22 protein-coding genes and 1 tRNA gene are annotated in these 21,246 nt (G+C 50.8%); 12 read left to right on the top strand and 11 right to left on the bottom strand.

Features of this window, described 5'->3' with window-relative positions:
- The first annotated feature begins 39 nt into the window (after positions 1-39).
- The 12 genes from EZM41_RS10160 to tpiA all read left to right on the top strand — a co-directional run bounded on the left by EZM41_RS10160 (position 40) and on the right by tpiA (position 12,197).
- Entirely contained in the window at positions 40-666 is a 627-nt protein-coding gene (locus EZM41_RS10160) for an SPOR domain-containing protein (protein WP_198470976.1), read from the top strand.
- A 12-nt stretch (positions 667-678) separates the two neighbouring features.
- A complete protein-coding gene (locus tag EZM41_RS10165; protein ID WP_198470977.1) occupies positions 679-1,908 on the top strand; it encodes a molybdopterin molybdotransferase MoeA in 1,230 nt (409 codons plus the stop codon).
- A complete protein-coding gene (locus EZM41_RS10170) occupies positions 1,902-3,824 on the top strand; it encodes a substrate-binding domain-containing protein (protein ID WP_198470978.1) in 1,923 nt (640 codons plus the stop codon). Before EZM41_RS10165 ends, EZM41_RS10170 begins: the two co-directional genes overlap by 7 nt.
- Positions 3,812-4,792, top strand: a complete 981-nt coding sequence (gene moaA / locus EZM41_RS10175) for a GTP 3',8-cyclase MoaA (protein ID WP_198470979.1) — start codon at positions 3,812-3,814, stop codon at positions 4,790-4,792. Before EZM41_RS10170 ends, moaA begins: the two co-directional genes overlap by 13 nt.
- 5 nt (positions 4,793-4,797) lie before the next feature.
- Positions 4,798-5,283 (top strand): cyclic pyranopterin monophosphate synthase MoaC, encoded by a 486-nt coding sequence (moaC, locus tag EZM41_RS10180; RefSeq protein WP_198470980.1) that lies wholly within the window; start codon positions 4,798-4,800, stop codon positions 5,281-5,283.
- Complete coding sequence (locus EZM41_RS10185) at positions 5,283-6,113, top strand: MogA/MoaB family molybdenum cofactor biosynthesis protein (protein WP_198470981.1); 831 nt, start codon at positions 5,283-5,285, stop codon at positions 6,111-6,113. The genes moaC and EZM41_RS10185 overlap by 1 nt, the downstream gene beginning before the upstream one ends.
- Positions 6,114-6,152: 39 nt before the next feature.
- Positions 6,153-7,031, top strand: coding sequence for an RNase adapter RapZ (rapZ, locus tag EZM41_RS10190; RefSeq protein ID WP_232619288.1), 879 nt, complete (start codon positions 6,153-6,155; stop codon positions 7,029-7,031).
- A gap of 7 nt (positions 7,032-7,038) precedes the next feature.
- Complete coding sequence (locus EZM41_RS10195; RefSeq protein WP_198470983.1) at positions 7,039-8,163, top strand: gluconeogenesis factor YvcK family protein; 1,125 nt, start codon at positions 7,039-7,041, stop codon at positions 8,161-8,163.
- Positions 8,164-8,166: 3 nt separating this feature from the next.
- Complete coding sequence (whiA, locus tag EZM41_RS10200) at positions 8,167-9,042, top strand: DNA-binding protein WhiA (RefSeq protein WP_198470984.1); 876 nt, start codon at positions 8,167-8,169, stop codon at positions 9,040-9,042.
- Positions 9,043-9,167: 125 nt separating this feature from the next.
- Positions 9,168-10,181: a type I glyceraldehyde-3-phosphate dehydrogenase gene (gap, locus tag EZM41_RS10205; RefSeq protein WP_198470985.1), complete on the top strand. Its 1,014-nt coding sequence runs from the start codon at positions 9,168-9,170 to the stop codon at positions 10,179-10,181.
- 19 nt (positions 10,182-10,200) lie between these two features.
- On the top strand, positions 10,201-11,388 hold the full coding sequence (locus EZM41_RS10210; protein ID WP_198470986.1) for a phosphoglycerate kinase: 1,188 nt from the start codon (positions 10,201-10,203) through the stop codon (positions 11,386-11,388).
- A 17-nt stretch (positions 11,389-11,405) separates the two neighbouring features.
- Positions 11,406-12,197 carry a triose-phosphate isomerase gene (gene tpiA, locus EZM41_RS10215; RefSeq protein ID WP_198470987.1) on the top strand — a complete coding sequence of 264 codons (792 nt, stop codon included), beginning with the start codon at positions 11,406-11,408 and terminating at the stop codon, positions 12,195-12,197.
- A gap of 197 nt (positions 12,198-12,394) precedes the next feature.
- Here tpiA and rsfS read toward each other — a convergent pair whose 3' ends face one another.
- The 11 genes from rsfS to EZM41_RS10270 form a co-directional block, all read right to left on the bottom strand.
- Positions 12,395-12,757 carry a ribosome silencing factor gene (gene rsfS, locus EZM41_RS10220; RefSeq protein ID WP_198470988.1) on the bottom strand — a complete coding sequence of 121 codons (363 nt, stop codon included), beginning with the start codon at positions 12,755-12,757 and terminating at the stop codon, positions 12,395-12,397.
- Positions 12,758-12,856: 99 nt separating this feature from the next.
- Positions 12,857-14,146, bottom strand: coding sequence for an LCP family protein (locus tag EZM41_RS10225; protein ID WP_198470989.1), 1,290 nt, complete (start codon positions 14,144-14,146; stop codon positions 12,857-12,859).
- Positions 14,147-14,152: 6 nt separating this feature from the next.
- On the bottom strand, positions 14,153-14,794 hold the full coding sequence (gene nadD / locus EZM41_RS10230) for a nicotinate-nucleotide adenylyltransferase (RefSeq protein WP_198471119.1): 642 nt from the start codon (positions 14,792-14,794) through the stop codon (positions 14,153-14,155).
- Position 14,795: 1 nt separating this feature from the next.
- The gene (gene obgE / locus EZM41_RS10235; RefSeq protein WP_198470990.1) at positions 14,796-16,112 is read right to left on the bottom strand and encodes a GTPase ObgE; all 1,317 of its coding nucleotides are present in this window, start codon (positions 16,110-16,112) and stop codon (positions 14,796-14,798) included.
- Between the two features lie 95 nt (positions 16,113-16,207).
- Positions 16,208-16,492, bottom strand: coding sequence for a 50S ribosomal protein L27 (gene rpmA, locus EZM41_RS10240; protein WP_232619289.1), 285 nt, complete (start codon positions 16,490-16,492; stop codon positions 16,208-16,210).
- On the bottom strand, positions 16,492-16,821 hold the full coding sequence (locus EZM41_RS10245) for a ribosomal-processing cysteine protease Prp (protein ID WP_198470991.1): 330 nt from the start codon (positions 16,819-16,821) through the stop codon (positions 16,492-16,494). Before EZM41_RS10245 ends, rpmA begins: the two co-directional genes overlap by 1 nt.
- Complete coding sequence (rplU, locus tag EZM41_RS10250; RefSeq protein WP_198470992.1) at positions 16,818-17,135, bottom strand: 50S ribosomal protein L21; 318 nt, start codon at positions 17,133-17,135, stop codon at positions 16,818-16,820. Before rplU ends, EZM41_RS10245 begins: the two co-directional genes overlap by 4 nt.
- Positions 17,136-17,538: 403 nt before the next feature.
- Positions 17,539-17,613, bottom strand: a tRNA-Val gene (locus tag EZM41_RS10255).
- A gap of 68 nt (positions 17,614-17,681) precedes the next feature.
- Positions 17,682-18,575 carry a DUF6282 family protein gene (locus tag EZM41_RS10260; RefSeq protein WP_198470993.1) on the bottom strand — a complete coding sequence of 298 codons (894 nt, stop codon included), beginning with the start codon at positions 18,573-18,575 and terminating at the stop codon, positions 17,682-17,684.
- A gap of 92 nt (positions 18,576-18,667) precedes the next feature.
- Positions 18,668-19,636, bottom strand: coding sequence for a Bug family tripartite tricarboxylate transporter substrate binding protein (locus EZM41_RS10265; RefSeq protein ID WP_198470994.1), 969 nt, complete (start codon positions 19,634-19,636; stop codon positions 18,668-18,670).
- Positions 19,637-19,728: 92 nt separating this feature from the next.
- Positions 19,729-21,246 carry a tripartite tricarboxylate transporter permease gene (locus EZM41_RS10270; RefSeq protein ID WP_198470995.1) on the bottom strand — a complete coding sequence of 506 codons (1,518 nt, stop codon included), beginning with the start codon at positions 21,244-21,246 and terminating at the stop codon, positions 19,729-19,731.

Genomic DNA, 21,246 nt, shown 5'->3' on the forward strand with positions numbered 1-21,246 from the left:
CTTAATGAAAGCCATGACGTATTTTAGGAGGGATCATAAATGAAAAGAAGGGATAAACGCTATAGAGAACAGCGCTTGATGTTCGCCTTCGGGCAGATCATGCTACCCCTCGTCGGCATAGTTGCAGTAGCCATTTTGATCTTGGGCATAAAGATGTTTTTCTTGCCGCCAAAGAGTGGGGACACGTCGAGGCCGGCGGTCAAACAAGAGGAACCCGTGTCCGCCTCCGTGCCTAAGCAGAATAGCGTTCCTTCGTCATCCGCTGCTAAAGAAGCGCCGAAGGGAAAAGTTGTGATGGCGGTGCCGGTCGGCAAAGCTCCCGCTACGGAGCAGGGCGTAAGCCCGTCCAAAGCTGAACCGCCTACGCCGTCAAACATCGCCACGAGTAAGACAACATCCGCTGTTGCGCCACCCGCTACCTCTGCGGCCAAGGAGACGAAGTGGTGCGTTCAGGTTGGTTCCTTTACAGAAAGGGCAAGGGCGGAGAGCGTGATGCGGTCTTTGAAGGAGAAAGGGTACAACGGGCTAATCGCACAAGTTGAAGTCTCTGGCAAGACGTACTTCAGGGTCAGAGTGCCGGCGGGCAACTCCAGAGAAGAAGCCAACGCCTTGGAGAACAAGCTCAATGGCGACGGATTTCCCACGCTGGTAACCCCGATGAACTGAAAGCAAAAGACTATGGCAGGCATTATTCAGACGCTCCTTCGTCGAACAGAAGCCATAGACCGGGTATCCGACCTTTTGTCCTTTCCTTGGAATACGGCGGCTGCTCTTATGCCTTTGAAGGATGCCGTTGGTGGACTTTTGTACGATAGCGTCCGCGCTCCTCATCCTTATCCGCCTTTTTCCAGAAGCCTGCGCGATGGGTTTGCATTGCGCAGCGAAGATGTGGCGGGTGCATCTCCGTCCTCTCCGGCTTTTCTCAGACTTGCAGGTGAAATTTCAATGGGCGATATGGCATCGAAACCCTTAGGCCCCGGCGAGGCTTTTTCAATCCCCACCGGCGGCGCATTGCCCTTAGGAGCAGATGCGGTCGTGATGGTTGAAGACTCCATTGTAGGCGGTCCTTTTGTGGAAATCGGCAGAGCCGTACAACGCGGAGACAATGTCATTCAAGCTGGAGAAGACGTGAAATGCGGAGAGGTGCTGGCAGAACGAGGGGAAGTTGTGGACTTCCGTATCGTTGGCCTCCTTGCTTCTTTTGGCATCGTTGACGTGCCATTAATCGATCTAAATATAGGCATATTGAGCACAGGAGACGAGATCCTTGAAGCGTCAGTTGCAGAGCTGCCACCTGGGCGAGTACGCGACGCCAATAGCTGGACGCTCTTCGCTCTGCTCAAACTTAAAGGTTTTGTTGCGCATTTTTTGGGCATCGTCAAGGATGACCCGAAAGCCCTAAAAGACGCGCTTGAGAAAGCCTGGAACGGGTGCGATGTGATCCTGATAAGCGGCGGCTCGTCCGTCAACGCCAGAGACTACTGTTCTTCCATCCTCGAAGGAATGCCTTCGCCCGGCCTTATGGTAAGAGGCCTTAATATAAGGCCGGGAAAGCCAACCCTTATAGCTGGGTCGGTTGGGGGTAAAAAACGACTGGCCATCGGCCTCCCTGGGCATCCCCTTTCGTGTGCTATCGTGGCTCGCGTAGTCTTGTTGCCGCTATTACAGCGCCTTGTAGGCATTGGCTCGGAAGACGTAGTGCTTAAAATGCCGTGCGGGGAAGATGTGCATGGACAGGCCGGAGTAGAGGAGTTCGTGCCTGCAAGAGTGCACGACGGCATAGCTACGCCCATGATGGCGAAATCAGGCTATGTCGGTGCCATGCGCCGTACCGATGGCCTTATAGTTTTGCCGCCCGATCGCGAGACGGCGCGAAAGGGCGAGGAGGTAGAGTTTATTCCATGGTGAAGGCAAAGTATGAACATCTTTCGATAGCTGAGGCATGGGAGCTGCTCTATATGGTGTTCAATGAGATGATAGAAGAGCCGTCGATAGAGGTTCCTCCCGAAGAGGGGCTTTGGCATGTATTGGCCGACGATGTGCAAGCCGAGCGCAACATCCCTCATCACCCGGTCTCTGCGGTCGATGGTTACGCCCTCAAGTCCGACGCTACGAGCAACGCGTCCCCTGCCACGCCGGCTATCCTCAAGCCCCATGAGTATTCATGGATCAACACCGGCGGCGCATTGCCCTTAGGGGCAGATGCCGTAGCAATGGTAGAAGATACCTCCCTCAAGGAGGATGGCGACCTTTACGTCTATCGCGCCCTTACATTGGGATCGAACGTTCGCCCAGTGGGCGAGGATGTGACTAGGGGCGATGTGATAGCTTACGAAAAAGACCAGGTGACGCCATCTCTGTGTGCGCTTTTCGTAGCCTGCGGCGTCAGACGCATAAAGATAAGAAGGCGACCGAAGAGCGTATATATCCCAACAGGGGACGAGATCGTATCGCCAGAGAATCTCACACAAGATCAAGAGTTGCCTCCGGGCAAAGTGATAGATAGCAACTCCGCTCTATTGCGCAGTCTCTTCGATGGGTGGGGTATGTCGCTCGATGTTCACTCGCTTTTGCCCGACGATAAGGGACTCATAAGGGAAGCCATAAGGAAAGCTGCGGGACAGTATGATTTGATCCTTGTGGGAGCGGGGTCCGCCAAAGGCGAGAAGGATTACACCGCTCCGGCCATAGCTGAAGAGGGAAAGTTATTGCTTCACTGGTTACGCATGAGACCCGGCCGCCCCGTGATCATAGGTGAGGTCAACGGCAAACCTGTAGTGGGCCTTCCGGGCTTTTCTATGTCGACGATGGCGGCGGCATGGACCATAGTATATCCGATCCTATCCCTGCTCTCTGGAATGGACATCTCGAGGGAGGAAATTTTGAGACGCGCCATAAGCGCTGTGGAGGCGGTCAACGTAAACCTGCTCTTGCCGCATTCATCGCCCCAAGGCGTGGAGGAATGGCTCAGACTGAAGGGCGTTCAAATCGGCGAAATGCGCTATGTCTGGCCACTCAAGTCCGGCGCAAGCTCCATTTCCTCAATGGCCGGAGCAGATGCCTTTGCGCTGTTGCCGGCTGAAGCGACCGAGTATCTGAAGGGCGAGCCTGTGTTGGCCTATTTTGTGCTTTCCGTGCCTTGGGAAAGTCGAGCCTTATTCCAAGGGTCGGACGATCCGGCATTTAGGCGCCTTGTGCGATACGTTCGCCATGAAGGAGCCGACCTTGCAATCAGAAACGTCGGAAGCCTCGGCGGTATCGCGGCTCTGTCAAGAGGAGAAGCTCACATGGCTGCCTGCCATCTTTTAGATCCGGCGACCGGGCGTTATAACGATAGCTATATCGATGCGTTAAAGCCGCACGATCGGAAGTGGATCAGAAAAGTCGTGTTTTTGCGATCGCAAGGATTTATTTTAAAGGAAGGCAATCCGAAAGGTATAAAGGGCGTAGAAGACCTCGCCAGAAAAGACGTCCGCATAATAAACCGCCAGCCCGGAGCGGGAACGAGGGTTTTGCTGGACTATTTACTGCGCGAGTCCGGCATTTCGCCTTCACAGGTTCAGGGGTATAATGTCCAGACAAACACCCACATAGACGCTGCAGCGAGAGTAGCATGGGGGCTTGCGGATGTCGCAGTCGGCGTCAAAGCTGCTGCCGATGCGTGGGGGCTCGATTTCATCCCGATAACTTGGGAGCCGTACGAGCTTGTAATCCCCGAGGAGCACATTGGACATCCCGGCGTACAGGCCCTCTTGGATGCCATAGAAAATCCTATGTGGCGGAAGGAAGTGGAAGAGCTGGGAGGATATAGATGGCCAGAATAATAGACCGGTACGGCAGACGCCTCACTTACGTGCGGATATCGGTGACGGACAGGTGCAACTTTCGCTGCCGTTACTGCATGCCGCCGTCCGGCATCCGTTGGGTTCCCCACGAGGCGATATTATCATATGAGGAAATCTTAGGCCTCTGCGGCGTGCTCGAGGAGTTAGGGATTGAAAAGATCCGCTTCACCGGCGGAGAACCGTTAGTTAGGAAGGGCTTTGTGGATTTTTTATACAGATTGAGGGAAAGACACCCACAGCTCCAAGTGGCTGTCACGACAAACGGTTCTCTCCTGAAAAAATGGGCTCACAGGCTTGCTGATTTAAGCTTGACGGCCCTAAATATCTCTTTGGATACCATATCCAAAGATAAATTTTTCTACATCACAAGGGGCGGGAATCTGGAAGAGGTCATATCCGGAATAGACGCCTTCAGGTCGCACTCCGATGCCCCGATAAAGGTCAACGCCGTCCTGATCAAAGATTTTAACGACAATGAAGAAGATATCTCTGCCATAATAACGTTCGCAAGCAGTCGAAAAGCCATTCCTCGCTTCATTGAGTTCATGCCGCTCGATGGCGATGTATGGAGCTGCGGCCGCTTCATAAGCGCCGACAACATGATCGAAGTTTTGCGTGCCATGGGTTATACGCGCCTTTTTGACGAAGAGGGGCAAAATTCCGGTCCTGCCATGTACCTGCAAAACCCCTTTACCGGCCAACGGGTTGGCATCATAGCTGCTGTTTCTCGCCATTTTTGCAGCCGCTGCAACAGGTTGCGCGTTACTGCAATGGGCGAGATGCGCTCTTGTCTGTTCGCTGATAGCGGCGTGAACTTGAAGGAGCCGCTTTCCTCCGGTGACTTTGAAGAAGTGCGCAATAGGATAATGGAGTGCGTCGCAGCTAAACCGCAGTCTTGGATGGGGCTTAAAACTTCTTCGCAGCACATGTCACAGATCGGAGGATGAGTCAGATGCAAAGCCAAGGTCACCTGGATTCGGAAGGGCATCCAGTAATGGTGGATGTCGGCAAAAAGGAAGAAAGCTTCAGAACGGCAGAGGCCGAAGGGTGGGTGCATCTGCCGCCTTCGATATACGAGGCCGTAGACCGCGGGCGTGTGAAAAAGGGAGATGTCTTAAAAATAGCCGAGCTCGCCGGCATCATGGCATGCAAACGTACTCCGGACCTAATCCCTTTATGTCATAACATCCGCCTCGACAGCGCCTCTGTCCGCTGTGTCTTAGAAGGTGAGCGCAAGGCGGTTTATATCCGTTGCTCGGCGTCGGCGAGAGAGGTCACAGGCGTGGAGATGGAAGCGCTTTTGGGCGTGACCGTGGCGGCCTTGACAGTGTACGACATGTGCAAGGGCATAGATAAGGGTATGCGCATAGATGGCATAAGGTTGCTCCGCAAAAGCGGCGGCAAAAGCGGCGATTATCGTGCGGAGGAGACAGCCTGATGCGCCTGCTTCGACTCTTTCACGGTGACAATCGTCAAGATGCATTCATGTGCTACCTCCACAGAGGCAAAGAAGGAGAAACGTTGGTCGACGGCAAGAGCAAGGTTGTCTACGCTGGGCTTCCTACCCCCTCTTTACCGGAGGACGAAGCCTTATTCATGATCGTGTCGCGCGACGATGGCGTAGATGTCGGACATTACCTTTCGTTCGGCGATGGAGCGCCGCTCCTATCGGTCACGCAGGTCGATGAAAGAGAAGAAGGAACTTTTATAGCGCTCGATGTGGTCGCGGATGGCTTTGTGGCTCTATCGAACCGCTGCCACTGGTGGTTTCCGATAACGGCGGGAGTTTTGACCGTAAGCGATAAAGGCAGCCGCGGTGAACGGATCGATACAGCGGGTCCGGCGTTGACCAAGCTGCTTCCAAGGATAGGGGCAAGGACAATAGCGCGCGCGATAGTTCCTGACGAGATAGAAGAGATCACCAACGTGCTCAGGGAGTGGAGCAGCGGGTCAAAGGTGGATCTTATCCTGGTAACCGGCGGAACGGGTCTATCTCCTCGCGACGTTACGCCGGAGGCTTTGATGAGCGTTGGCGACAGAGTCGTGCCCGGTCTTGGCGAATACATGCGCTGGGCCACGTCGCTTTCCACTCCGAGGTCAATCCTGAGTCGCGGCATCGCTGTCACTAAGGGTAAAAGCCTCATCATTGCGCTCCCGGGGAGCGAAAGAGGCGCCACAGAGTGTTTTAGAGCTTTGATGCCCACCCTTCGCCATGCTGTGGAAATGCTTTCCGGAAGGGGAGGAGAGTGTGCCCACAGCCATCATTGAGGATGGGTTTATGTTATTAGTATGGCAGAGAAGGCTACAATGAGTGACATAAAACGCTGTGTAATTATTACCGGAATGTCTGGTAGCGGCAAGAGCACCGCCCTGCGCATATTGGAAGATATGGGGTTTTTCCCCATCGACAATATTCCGCCCGCTGCTCTCCCTCAAGTCCTCGATCTGCTTCGCTCTCATGACTCAGCCACCCTTCACGGCGTGGTTGCGGTGACAGATGCCCGCGGAGGGGCGCTTCTTGAAGGTTTCGAAGATGTCGTGACCCGACTTCGCTCGTACATTCCCATGATTAAGGTCATATTCCTCGACGCCTCTGATGATTCGTTGGTAAGGAGATATGAACAGACGCGCCGCCGACACCCCATGGGGGCGGAACTCGCCTTGAGCGAAGCGATCGCCAAGGAAAGAAAGACCTTGGCGCTGATAAGGGAAATTGCCGATATGGTTGTCGATACTACGGAGCTTTCGATTCAGGATCTTCGCAACATGCTCCTTGCGGCCTTGGCTATGGATCAGGCTCAACCTACCGTCATCATAAGCTCTTTCGGCTATAAATACGGCATCCCATCGGACAGTGATTTCGTATTTGACGTTCGCTTCTTGGAAAACCCGTTTTATGTGCCTCAATTGCGCCATCTGTCCGGCAAAGACGAGGCCGTCCAGGATTATCTGTTGAAAGCTCCTGGTACTATAGACTTCATGAAACGATGCATAGATCTGATAACGTTTTCACTCCCTCTCTACAGGTATACCGGCAAGATACAGGTTCATATCGCCTTCGGTTGCACCGGCGGCAGACATCGTTCAGTAGCCATAGCGGAGTGGTTGGCAAAACACTTTTTGGAGAGAGGCGAAAAATGCTTTGTAAATCACAGGGATATAGAGAAGGAAGCAGGGCGGACGTGAAGTCTTCATGAGCTGGTGGCTCACTTTCCTCTGTGGGGTGCTCGTCGGGGCTGGGATTTATGGAGCCCTGTTGAACCGGAGGCGTTTGAAAAAAAGGAAGGTCTTCACTGGCCGTTTTCGGCGGCGAAAAGGCGACAGTTTTTACAAGGCGGTGAACCATCGTCTATCGTTAGGCCCGCACTTCGTAGCTCTCGGGGGTGGAACGGGGCTTTCCACGTTGCTTCGTGGTCTGAAGGGGTATTCCCGCAACATCACTGCCGTGGTCACAGTTACGGACGAAGGGGGAAGCTCGGGAAGATTGCGCCAGGAGTGGGGCGTTTTGCCGCCCGGCGATGTGCGCAATTGCCTTGTAGCCTTGGCCGAGAACGACAGTGCCCTCAACAACATATTGAGTTTTCGCTTCGACCATGGTGAGCTCAAAGGACATAGTTTAGGTAATTTGATCCTTCTGGCCGCTACGGAACTGGCTGGCGATTTTCGTCTCGCGGTCGAAGAGATGAACCACCTCTTAGCTATCAGGGGGCGCGTACTGCCAGTGACTACAGAGGCCGTCGTGCTCGCAGGACGCACGAGAGACGGGAAGGTTGTGCGGGGAGAGCTTGCCGTATCTTCGAACGGCAGCCAACTTGTGGAAATATGGCTTGAGCCGAGGGATGCGCATCCCTTGCCCGAAGTCATAAGCGCCATCTACGGCGCAGATCTCGTAGTTTTGGGACCTGGCAGTTTATTTACGAGCGTTATACCCAACATCTTACTTGACGATGTCAGTACAGCTATAAGGAAGAGCGACGCTCCGAAGGTCTACGTCGCCAATCTCATGACCCAACCAAACGAGACCGATGGCATGAACCTCTACGATCACACATCGTGGATTGCGAAAGTATTGAAGGCGTTTCCCGATTACGTCATAGCGAATAAAGCGCCCATACCGGAGGACACATTTAGCATGTATGTGGCATCTGGTTCATATCCGCTAATGTTGGATGACAACCAGAGAAGGGCATTGAACGAAGCTGGGTGCGAAATAATAGAGGCTCCTCTCATGAAAAAATTGGATAATGGCATGCTGCGCCATGACAGCCACAGATTAGCTGAGATCCTGGTGCGCCTGGCAAAGGAGGACAGAGACTAATAGATGGAGAAACTCGTTGCCCTTGTCAGGGATGAATGGCTGCTCTTGAGCGTAGACGACAATGGGGAAGCGGAAGGCGAGATTTTAGGGTTGATTCAGGGGATGAAAGAACTGAGGCAGGAAGACCTGTTAACCTCCGGTAGGTTATGGGTCTTTGAGAGACTGCGCCGCATTTGGCCGCTCGCTTCTTGGGCCGGGACGTGGGATTTTGCCTCACTTTTGGTTATTCCGCCCGACAAAAAAGGGAGAATATCTCTATCGTTGCCTCAAGATCTCTTGCGTCTCATGACTGACCGCTTTGACAGGCGAAACTCGTGGAGCTGGCTCAGGGGGTTGTGGGGCAGTTGTGGTTCCTTATACCTGCCCAGCAGCGGTTATTACTGCACCTTTCGTCTTTGCCAGCATAGCGGGATCGCTTTTAGAGTGGAGGAGCTGCTCTCTCAAATAATGGCAAAACCTGCGGAACGAAGGAAGGAAGGCTGCGTAGAGATTTCCATCCGCAGTCAAGTAGCCATTACAGTGCTGCTTCAACAGATGAAACTTAAGCGCTCTTCGCTATTGCTCCAAGAGAGGGCGCGCATGAGAGCCTTTCGAGATAGAGCGAATAAGGTGGTAAATTGTGATGCCTTTAACATTCAAAAGAGCCTTAAGGCAGCTGAAGAGCAACTAATCATAGCTCAACGACTTATGGAGTCGAAGGCATTCCATACGCTCTCCAGGCCGCTCAAAGAGTTGATAGTGGTGCGTCTACAGAATCCGAGCGCCACACTGGAGGAGTTAGGGAGAGCGCTCTCGAAGCCGGTTACCAAGAGTACTGTGGAGTATAGATGGAAAAAGCTGAAGTTCCTCGCTGAAGTTGCAACTGTTACTAAGGATTGAGTAACTCCGCGTTATATCAGAAGGCAGAACTAAAGGACGCTGAATTTGCATATGTGGTAAAGTTGATATAATTATTCTATAGGGTGCGATCTTTTCGCAAAACATTTTTGAGGAGGTAGATGAATTTGACGAAAAAGAGAATAGCTATTAACGGCTTCGGCAGGATCGGGAGGCTTTCGTTCAGGGCCTTCTGTCAATACGACGACAAAAATATAGCGGATGTGGTCGCTATCAACGACCTCACTTCACCAGCCACGTTAGCATACTTATTAAAGCACGACTCCGTTCACAGGCGCTTTCCCGGCACAGTTGAGGCTGGCGAAGACAAATTGATAGTAAACGGTAAGGAGATAAAGGTTTTCGCTCAAGCAGATCCCTCCAAGTTGCCTTGGAAGGATCTCGCGGTGGACATAGTCATCGAATCGACAGGCCGTTTCACCGACGCTGAAAAAGCGAAGGCCCATATTGAGGCTGGTGCCAAAAAGGTCATAATATCCGCCCCTGCCAAAAACGAAGATGTCACTATAGTTATGGGAGTCAACGAAGGCGCGTACAAGCCGAATGAGCACAACATTGTATCCAACGCGTCGTGCACAACAAACTGCTTGGCTCCGATCGTGAAGGTCCTTCATGATGAATTCGGCATTGTAAAGGGACTCATGACGACCGCTCATTCTTACACAAACGACCAAGTGACGTTGGATTTTCCGCATAAGGATTTGGCGAGGGGGCGAGCGGCTGCGCTCTCCATCATTCCTACAACTACAGGAGCAGCCAAAGCGATAGGCAAAGTCATACCGGAGCTCAATGGAAAACTCAACGGCGTGGCACTCCGCGTGCCGACTCCGGATGTGTCCATAGTTGACTTCGTAGCTGAGTTAAAGCGCGCAGCCACAGCGGAGGAAGTGAACGCGGCGATGAAGCGGTATGCAGAAGGTCCCCTGAAGGGCATACTTTCCTACGAACCAGGCCCCCTCGTGTCTATGGACTTTGTGGGGGATAGCCATTCGGCCATTTTTGCTCCCAACGAGACGATGGTCATAGAAAATATGGTCAAGGTATTCGCATGGTACGACAACGAGTGGGGTTACAGTTGCCGCATAGTCGATCTTGCCAACTACATAGCGAGCAAGATGTAAGGCGCATGTGGAGGAAGAGATGAAGCTCAAAAGAGTTAAGCCAGATCAAGCAAAAGGCAAGAGGGTCTTGGCGCGGGTCGACTTTAACGTGCCTATAAAGGGCGGTCGCATCAGCGATGACGGCCGCATAGTTTCCCATTTGGAGATGATAGATGCGCTCTCTGGTGCCGGAGGCCGCCTGACGCTCGTGTCTCACCTCGGTCGCCCTAAAGGTAAAACGCCGGAGCTCTCCCTCAAGCCAGTAGCGACGAGATTGGAGGAGCTGATCGAAAAACCAGTGACCTTCGTTCATGATTGCATAGGCGATGAAGTAAACGCCGCTATCTCCTCCCTAAAAGACGGAGATATCCTCCTTCTGGAGAACGTGCGCTTTTATCCCCAAGAAGAGAAGAATGACCCGCAATTTGCCAAGGCCTTGGCCCTTCCTCATCAGATGTTCGTAATGGATGCCTTCAGCGCGGCTCACAGGGCTCACGCTTCGACGCGCGGCGTCGCCGAATATTTACCGTCTTTTGCAGGTTCTCTCATGTGTCGCGAAGTGGAGATTTTGAGCGTGGTGCGAGACGACCCAAAACACCCCTTCGCCTTGATATTGGGAGGCGCCAAGGTATCGGACAAGATAGGCGTGATAGAGAACATGTTGAGCAAGGTAGATGTGCTCATAATCGGTGGGGGCATGGCTTTTACTTTCCTGGCGGCGCAGGGCCTCAGCATCGGCAGGTCTTTATGCGAACACGACAAGATCGATTTCGCCAAGGAGATGCTGAAGAGCGCTAAAGATAAAGGAGTAAAGCTATTTTTGCCCGTAGATGTGGCAGTGGCCAACGAGGCGAACGAAAGCGCCGAGCGTCGGATAGTCCCAATCGATCAAATCCCCGAAGACCAGATGGGGCTCGACATAGGTCCAGAAACCATAAAACTATTCTGCCAGGCTTTGACGGGGATAAAAACAGTGCTGTGGAACGGGCCTATGGGCGTATTCGAGCTCCCTCCCTTTAAAAACGGTACCGAGGCCATTGCCAAGAAGCTCTCCGAATTGACGGCCGAGGGGGCACTTACTGTGGTAGGTGGGGGAGATACAGCTGCGGCAATCAAGGCTGCAGGTTGCGAAAGGGCCGTATCTCACGTTTCAACCGGAGGAGGGGCTACCTTGGAATTCATGGAGGGCAAGCTCCTTCCAGGCATAGAGCCTCTATTGGAAAAGTAGAAAGGTGTGTAATCTCAATGGAGCGATGCGTTTTGTTGGCCGGAAATTGGAAGATGCACAAAGGCCCGAAAGAGACCCGTTCTTTTCTCGAGGATTTGGATAAAGTCTTAGAGCTGGAAAATGGAATAACTGAAGCGATCGTCTCCAAAAAGATTGAATTGGCTCTTTTCCCGCCATTTATAAGCATTCCTACACTTTGTGATTTTAATCACAAAGTGATAAAGTGGGGAGGGCAGAACGCGCATTGGGAGGAAAAAGGAGCCTTCACGGGCGAAATCTCGATTCCCATGCTCCTTGAACTCGGTTGTAGCTATGTCATACTTGGCCACAGCGAACGGCGTCACATATTCGGCGAAACCGACGAGATGGTAAGTAAAAAGGTAACCGCAGCGCTCGACCATGGGCTTTCTCCTGTATTGTGCGTGGGAGAAACGCTGGACGAAAGAAACGGCGGAAACGCCTTTTCGGTAATAAGGAGACAACTTCTTTCTGCGCTGGAGGGCGTCGATTCGACAAAGGCAGCACAAATTGTCGTAGCATATGAACCTGTATGGGCCATCGGCACGGGTCGCACAGCGAGCGACACCGATGCCCAAGAGGCTTGTAGTTTTATAAGAAGCCTATTTGCCGAACGCTACGGGCAAGATGTTGCATCAGGCGTACGCATTCTTTACGGAGGTAGCGTAAATCCCAAAAACGCCGCAGGCCTTCTGGGGCAACCGGACATCGATGGTGCTCTCATAGGAGGAGCGTCGCTTTCCGTTGAGAGCTATATCGAGATTGTCAAAGAAGCCCTATCGGTCCTGTAGGCAAGCTTATGTAACATAAGATACATTATAGGACACAATAAATATCGGTCAGTAGCCCTTAGCCTTTACTGGCATCTATATCTTGCAGGCAATTAACCGCGCCTCTGACAGAGAGTTTAAAATCTTGGGCAGGCATAAAGCCTGCCCAAATAATTCATTTTGAGGATTCGGTTCTGAGCAGACGCAAGACCTGACTCTTACATTTCGTCGACCTGCCACATGGGCGCATCTCCCCAGATGCGCTCCAGCGCGTAAAAATTTCTTCCTTCGCGGCTGAATATATGGACTATTATGGAACCGCCGTCTATTAAGCGCCACCTCGTGCTATCGTTGCCCTCGATATAGCATTGTATGCAGTGTTCATTAAGTGCTTTGACGGCCGTTTCAGCGAGGGCGTCCATGTGGACGTTGGAGCTCGCTGTTACGAGCACAAATACGTCGCTTATAACGGAAACCTCGCTCACATCGATGGCTATCATATTTTCGCCTTGTTTCTCTTCTAAGGCTTCGACGAGCCATTCGCATGAAGCTATCTTGTCATTGAGCTTGCTCTTTACCAAAGGTTTACATCCCTCCTATAATAACTGAATATTTGCGTGTTAAACAACTATATTTACAATTGACAGGTTGAACCTTCTTTGTTCTTCTTTTTTATGGATTTACGGAGCAATTTTTAAGTTCCTAAGCCTCGACAGGAGTTTTTCGTAGTCGTGACCGACTATGATCGTGACATGGGCAGCGGCTTCAGAAGGGCGCACCAGGTTTTTGGGTATTCCAAGCAATTCTGCCAATATTTGGGCCTCCTCTTTAGATTCAGCGCCTTTGGATGGATATATGATGTTGCTATAACGATAATCGAAATGCCTTGCGTTTCCCCTGTAGGCAACTTCTATACCTAATCTGTGCAATTCCTGTGCGATCTTAGCGCTCAATCCTTTGCTTCCATCGCCGTTGAGCACCGCGATAGGTCCCTTTATGCTTTCTACTTTTTCCTTGGACAAGACTTGGTTTCCTTCGGGTGTTGAGGTTGACGCATTCGCCGTGCCTCTTGTGCCTTCTTGATTGATGAAAGACACCTTCGCTTCGCTGGGTATTTCACCAGAAAGAAACGCCGAAATTTGGCTTATGTCTCCGAGCCAATAACTTACACCAGAGATGAGCGCGGGTTTTCCGGGCAGCGTTGATATATCTATATTATCTAGCGATAGGTCTTTGAAGTAAAGGCCAACCTGTAGCGCTTGGGATGGGGATAGATCCGTCTTTACCATGGAAGCCATCTCCTTGGTCAATTCCCCTAAGCGCGGCAAGATTTGAGGGTCCGTCATGCGCTTTAACAGTGCGGTTATAAATTTATGCTGCCTTTGTATGCGGCCCAAGTCGCCCATGGCATCGTGGCGAAAACGAACGTATTTGAGCGCCATGTCGCCGTTCATCAAATGGCGACCTGGCGGTATGTCAATGTAGAGTCCTCCGGCCCTATCGACATATCTCATGCGGGTTTCTACCTCTATTTCTACGCCACCTAAAAGATCTACGAGCTTCGGAAAGGAGTCATAACCTACTACTACGTAGTAATGAATCGGCAGCCCCAGATAATTAACCAATGTCCTTTTAAGCAGATCAATGCCGCCGTAAGAATAAGCGTGCCCAAGTTTATTCCAACCTCTGCCGGGAATATCGATACGCGTGTCTCTGGGCAATGAAAGGAGTTTAACCTTCTTGCCTTCTATGTCGAGCATCGCTATTGCTATGCTATCGGCCCTGTGCGAGTCACCTGTATCGTCCTCACCCACTACTAATATGTTAATCCTTCCTGTTGCCTCATCATACCTTACACTCTTTCTGATGCTTTCCGCTTTCGGGTGGACGATATCTTTTAGTCTCCAATTGGCTCCGATTATAGCTGCAGCCAATACTATGCCAATAAAGAGTAAGCGCTGCCATCTCATCGGGCGTCACCTTCCATCTCTGATATAAAGGCTCTTCTTATAAATGTAATGCTCCACATTCCATGGCACTAAGTAGCGAATGCTTGAACCTTCGGCGACGCGGCGACGAATTGCTGTACTAGAAATGGCCAGCATGGGTATTTCAAGAAGGACTACGGTCCTTTTAATAGCTTCTGGAAGTTCGTCCAGTCGTTCTATGCTATAGCCTGGACGTGTAACGGCTACTATGGAGGCTTCTTTTATTATGCTGTAGGGGTCTTTCCATGATGGCAGTTCGAGTACCGCATCTAACCCAGTTATGAAGTAAAACTGCACGCTTCCTGGGGGATACCAATGGTGCATCTCTCTGAGCGTGTCTATGGTATGGCTTGGCCCTTCTCTATCAATTTCTATGCGCGATATTTTAAAATGAGGGTTGTCTATGGTGGCCATGAGCGTCATGATATAACGATCTTCTGGAAATGATACTTGGCGACGAGATTTATGGGGAGGGTTTCCAGTCGGGACGAAGACCACCTCTGAAAGGTTGAGGACGCAGTACGCCTCTTCCGCTGCTATCAGGTGGCCGAAATGGATAGGGTCAAACGTCCCCCCCATGATGCCTATTCTTTTCTTCCTCAATAAGAAGCTTTTTTCAGCAGTCTCCATGCTATTGTGAGGGACCATCGGGTTGAAATTCAAAGGGCACTCCGCCTATAAGAATTGTATCGCCGTAGCGCGCCCCAGCTTGCGCAAGTTCAGCCTCAACCTTAAAACGCTTGAGAAGAAGGGCGAAATGTTGGATTGCCTCATCTTGATTGAAGTCATAACGTTGCACCACCTTTTCCAAGTACGGGTGCTGGACCTCATAAATTCCTTCCTCCACACAAAGAATCCGAGCAGCGACTTTTGACGGAGCAGCGACTTTTGACATAACTGCTGTCTCTGTTTCAACTGAAAGGTTATGGTCGGCTGAAGTCTCGTGTCTCGGATGAAGCCTTGCAAACTCCTTTATCGCTGAGGAAAGCCGTTCGATGCCTTCGCCCGTCAAGGCGCTCGTCTCAAAGAACGATATGTTCATCCTTTTCATTTCTGCCTGTACTTTAAGGCTTAGTGACCTCGCTTCGTCTAAATCTATTTTATTTCCCACTACGATGAACGGGCGTTCTAATAGCTCAGGGTTATAAAAGCCCATCTCGCGGCGTATAGCATTCCACTGCTCGATCACGCAAGAAAGATCCCCCGAACTAAGATCGAGGACATAGACCAAGAATCTGGTGCGTTCTATATGTCTCAAAAATCTCAAGCCGAGGCCTTTGTTCTGATGAGCCCCCTCAATCACCCCAGGCATATCGGCCAAAAGAATGCATGACCCTCCCTCTTCAATTACACCGAGATTAGGAGACAAGGTCGTGAAAGGATATGGCCCTATCTTCGGATGGGCATTTGTAAGGGCTAAAAGGAGGCTTGATTTGCCCACGTTTGGTAAACCCACCAAACCTACATCGGCTATCAACTTGAGCTCAAGTCTAAGCTTTACTTCTTCGCCAGGGTCTCCCCTTTCGGCAAACTTGGGAGCGCGATGTGAAGCTTTAGCAAACGAAGCATTGCCCCTCCCCCCTCTTCCTCCGCGGGCCACGAGGAGCTTTTCGCCTGGCTTTGTCAGGTCGCCCAAGAGGGAACCGGTTTTACTGTCCCAAACGACAGTGCCGCAGGGCACAGGTATGACCAAATTCTGACCGTTTGCTCCGTGCTGCTTTTTGCCTCTGCCGTGTTCCCCATCTTGAGCATTGAAGCGGGCGCTATATTCGAAATCCGCCAAAGTCTCTAAGCCAGCGACTGCCTCAAGAAAGACATCTCCGCCCTTCCCGCCATTGCCTCCGTCAGGACCGCCTTTCGGCACATACTTTTCTCGACGAAAGCTGACACACCCGTTTCCACCTCTACCAGCCCTTACGCTTATTTCGACCAAGTCTACAAACTTCATTGTCGCATCACTTCGCCCTGCTCATAAGAACAAAAGGGCCTTTTATCGCAAGGAGGCCCTTTGTCTTCTTTCGGCAAATTAAAAAACCGTTCATGTTAGTTATTGGCAGGTTCTACGCTTGCGTATGATCTGCCGCCTTTGTTCTCGAACTTAACAAAACCCGAAGACAGAGCGAAGAGCGTATCGTCCTTACCTCTTCCGACGTTTCGTCCAGGATGTATCTTTGTGCCTCTCTGCCTAACAATTATAGTTCCTGCCTTGATCATTTGACCATCATAGCGCTTTACACCAAGGCGTTTGCTATTGGAATCTCGGCCGTTTTGGCTGCTGCCTTGCCCTTTTTTGTGAGCAAAAAGCTGTAAGTTAAACTTTCTGATCATTATCTTTCTTCCACCTCCACTACCTTTACATACCTGGGATATGAGGCTTCTACTGCTTTAAGACTATAAAATATAGTGTTGACAATACTTTTGACCCTTTTATCGTGAGCAAGTGGCCACTCTATAGAGAAATATGCCGGCTCGTCTTCTTTTTTGCACTGCACGCCGTTCAGGGTCAATACATCTATTAGTCCAACAGCCAAGGCTTGAAGCAATGTCGACACAGCAGCGCAGACAATATCTTTGTTTCTGGGGGCATATCCGCTATGGCCTGAGGCTCTCATAGATGTAGCCTCTCCATCCCTCTTTACTACTTCTACAGTGATCACCTAACTTTGATTTCTCCTATTTGAAGATCTGTAAATGGCTGGCGATGGCCCCTAAGCCTTCTGTAGTTCTTTTTGCGTTTGAATTTGAAGACCAAAACCTTTTCTTCCTTTCCGTGCTCCAAGACCTTCGCCTCAACTGTCGCTCCATCTATAAATGGGCGACCTGTCTTAACCTCTTCGTCAGTTGAAACCAAAAGCACCTTATCAAGAACTACATTGGTCCCTGGGTCTTCCTTCATCTTCTCTACGCGAATGACGTCGCCCGTAGAAATGCGGTATTGTTTACCACCTATATCAACCACTGCGTAAGACACCCTTTATTCCTCCCTCTCGCTGAGATTCGGGTAGGCTTGGCAAAGCCTTTTAAAGACCCGTCTCAAGCGGAAATGCCGTAGCTATTGCATTTTACGCGAGATTCGACCACAAGTCAACGCATCCATGCTGTTCTCAGCTGCGCGCTTTTCTTCTTCCTTCACTTCTTCCAAATGCTCTAAGGCCGATACTCCGTTGCTCTGTGAGCTTTGGTCTGGGTGCTTTATATAGTTACTCGGCATGAAGCACCAACTTCATGTGATCTTCACAATATTCTTGCGTAACCCGTTGGTCTAGCCTACATTTTTGCCGAGCTCTTGATATTTATCCTTTTATGCGATCAGTGGGCTAAAAAATCCGCTGCCGTCCGGGTTGTATCATCTCAGACGGCAGCAAAATAAAACTTGGTGGGTGGTGCAGGAATTGAACCTGCGACCTCTTCCGCGTCAAGGAAGCGTTCTTCCCCTGAACTAACCACCCCTTCGGCAAGGATAAGTCTACCATCCTGCGCCGGATTGTCAAGCTACCCCGCTTCATTTAAAGAAGTTTTAATCGAGGAGCTCCTCGGGGTTGCGAATTAACATGAGGCTTATTTCGTCGCGCCCAACGCCGCATTTTAGCATGAGGTCGACGAAGCAGGCAAGCCCTATAGGTGGTGACGGGTTTGAGGCTTGGCCGAAATCGGTGGCCATGATACATCTTGAGGCTCCGACGCTTTTTATCGTCTCGGCCATATATTCAGGGGTTATAGAATCCCAGGTCGGGAGCAGTGAAAGCATTGTCTTTTCCATATATACTCCCAACTTTGCCAGTCTAACTTGTTCCTCTATGGACAACTTGCTCGTCTCAAAATCTGGATGGGTGAAGACAATCTTTTTGACGCCTCTTTTGACCGCCTCCTCACAGAGGGCGATAGCCTCTCGGTTACCAAGGTGCCCTGTGGCAAGGCACGCGCCGTTAGAAGCTACCAAATCTATAATTTCATAGATTGCCTCGAGCAATTTACCACTCTCATTCAGGATGGATATGCCGCGCTTCGGTTCTTTCAAAGGGCGCTCCATCTTTTGAGTTTTATATGTTCCGCCTCCGTAGAAGTTAAAATGGTTTTCAGCATGAATTGTGGGCATCCAGACTACGGCGGCGCCTAAGTTCAATGCCGAATCCACAGCATAGGGATTTAATCCCCCCACAAAATAATTCAGTGTTAGTGATCCATAGAGTCTGGTATTTTTGCCAGAATGTTTATTGGCAATGGTCGTCCTGGAGGCCGTGCAACCGGCGTGAGATTTTATTACGCCTCCTCTTATGCCATAGCTTTGAAGTTCAGCAGAGAGCTCGAAGTCATCCATAAGTCTGGGGAAAAGGCTTGGAGCAGAATGAATGTGCATGTCAAAAGCTCCTCTTATGAGTTCGAGTGACTCTTGAGAAGAATACAACTCCACATCAATCACCTCCTTACAATACCTAAGAATAAAAAGGCTGCAGCGATGAACGAGCTGCAGCCTAAATCTGTGACTTTGTTAAAGCAGAGACATTACTTCTTCTCGCCCCATGGATTGACTTTATATAGGTCGGTAAAGCGTTTGATTAGAGCCTTCATGTATTCGTCATATTCATCGAGTATCTTAACATCCATAGGTTGAACGGCCTTGCGCATATCCTCGATGAACTCGGGATCTTGGGAAATCTTTCTGAAGGCATCTCCGAGCTTTTGAGCGATCTCGTCGGGAAGGCCCTTTGGCGCTACGATGCCGCGGCTCGAGTCGCTGACCACATCGTACCCCTGCTCTCTAAGCGTAGGCACATCTGGCAGATCCGGATATCGTTTCTCCGCCATTACGCCTAAAGCCCTGATCTTGCCGGCTAATACCTGTTCTGCAACGTTGCCTACGTTGAAGCCTCCCACATCCACATGCCCTCCCAGGACGGCCGCGGTAATTTCGGCATCGCTCTTATATGGAACAGGCCTCACCTTAACGCCGGTTGCCACTTCAAACATATTCGCTGCTATGTGATCGTCTGATCCTATGCCTGACGTCGCCCAGGTAGTCTTGCCTGGATTGGCTTTGGCGTATTTGATTAAATCGTCGAGCGTTTTGAACCTGTCATCGTCAGCTCTGACTCCTATAAGACCAGGATCGACGACGAAGTTAGCCAAATACTTAAAGTCCTCCATTGTATATTGGGTCTGTCTCATTAATATGTTGGAGAGAGCGTGGGGAATGTTTATAGTGCAGAGCGTATAGCCGTCAGGCGCTGCTTTTTTGAGAGCCACAAGTGAAATCTCTGTATTAGCCCCCGGCATGTTATTGATGACCATGGGTTGCCCCAGGTACTTATCGGAATATTTGGCTACTATTCTGGCCAACACGTCAGTAGCACCGCCAGGACCAAACCCTACTATCACGGTTATAGGCTGAGAGGGATACCCCTGCGCGCCCACCGGCAAGGTCATTAAACCCACCATCATTAAAGCTAAAACTAACCCCGCTAACCGCTTCATCCCTAAAACCCCTCCTTGATCATTGTATTTTTTATAACCTCGTAAATTATAACCTGTAAAGTAAGTAAAAACCCAACAACTACATGATCAGATCATGCATCAGCTTCGAACTCTTCCGTCTTTTTCCCTTTTTTAATGAAGGTAGCTATACCAACCCCCAACACCAAGAGGAACATGACGATCAAAACTAAGTTGAGGATTCCCGAGAACATATATCCAACATCTCCGCCGCTTATTAACATGGCCCTGCGCCAATTTTCCTCAGCCATAGGGCCTAATATAAGGGCCAAGACTGCCGGGCCAGCGGGTATCGCCAACTTTCTCATTATATACCCTATGAACCCGAAGAAGAGCATTAGCCCCACATCGAACATGCTATTTTTTATGGCGTAAGTGCCCACCACGCTCAGAGCGATCACCATAGGACCTACGATGCTGTAAGGGACTTTTGCTACCTTAGCAAATAAGTAGGAGCCGAAGTAGCCCAAAATCAACATAACCACATTAATCAAAATCATTCCCAGCATGAAAGTGTACACTACATCGGGATGTTGAACGAAGAGTCGAGGCCCAGGCTGCAAGCCATGAATGAGAAGCCCGCCCAGCATAATGGCGGTTACCGAGTCGCCGGGGATGCCAAGGGTCAGCAGGGGCACCAAAGCACCACCTGTAACGCCGTTGTTAGCCGCCTCAGACCCAGCAACCCCCTCACTCCATCCCGTTCCAAATTTCTCCGGGTGTTTCGAGAATCTCTTAGCTTGCTCATATCCTAAGAATGTAGCGACATTTCCACCTGTCCCTGGGATGGTACCTATGAACGTCCCGAGTATTCCGGACCGTATGTACGTGGGCCAACACACATGGGCTATCTCATGCCAAAGCTCTCGAAACTTGCAAGAAACGCCACGCTCTACGATCTCAGGTATCCTATTTACGGTCTCAGATTCGATCATCTCGAGCGCCTGTGGTATAGAAAAGAGGCCTATGAGTAAGACTATCACGTTAACCCCGTCCAATAAGTTCGGTACGCCGAAGGTGAAACGGGGCACCCCCGTGAGCGGGTCAAGCCCGATTGACCCCACAAAGAGACCAAAAACAGCAGCGAGAAATCCTTTAACAATGTTGGCGCTGGATAGAGAGACGATGACAGAAAGCCCCAGGAGGGCAAGCCAGAAATATTCGCTCGCCCCAAACATGAGAGCTATACGCGCCAGAGGCGGGGCCAGGAAAAGTAGGACAAATGCACTGATTATACCTCCAGTAAATGAAGCGGTAGTGGAGATTTTCAATGCTTTGTCCGCTTCTCCCCTCTGTGTCATGGGAAAGCCATCCAAGAGAGTGGCTGCAGAGCTCGGTGTGCCTGGAACGTTCAGCAATATGGCAGAGATGGACCCGCCGTATATGGCTCCGCAATATATACTGCCCAAAAGGACCAGGCCGTAGGCTGGAGGCATACCGAAGGTAAGCGGGATAAGCAAGGCTACGCCCATAGAAGCCGTCAATCCCGGCATAGCGCCTACAGCTATGCCGAGGCCAGTACCGAGGAACATCAGTAACAACGACTTTATGCTAAAAACTACAGGGATGGCTTGAAATATAGCGTCATACAT

Origin of the sequence: Acetomicrobium sp. S15 = DSM 107314, from assembly GCF_016125955.1 — a bacterium.
Taxonomy (GTDB): Bacteria; Synergistota; Synergistia; order Synergistales; family Thermosynergistaceae; genus Thermosynergistes; species Thermosynergistes pyruvativorans.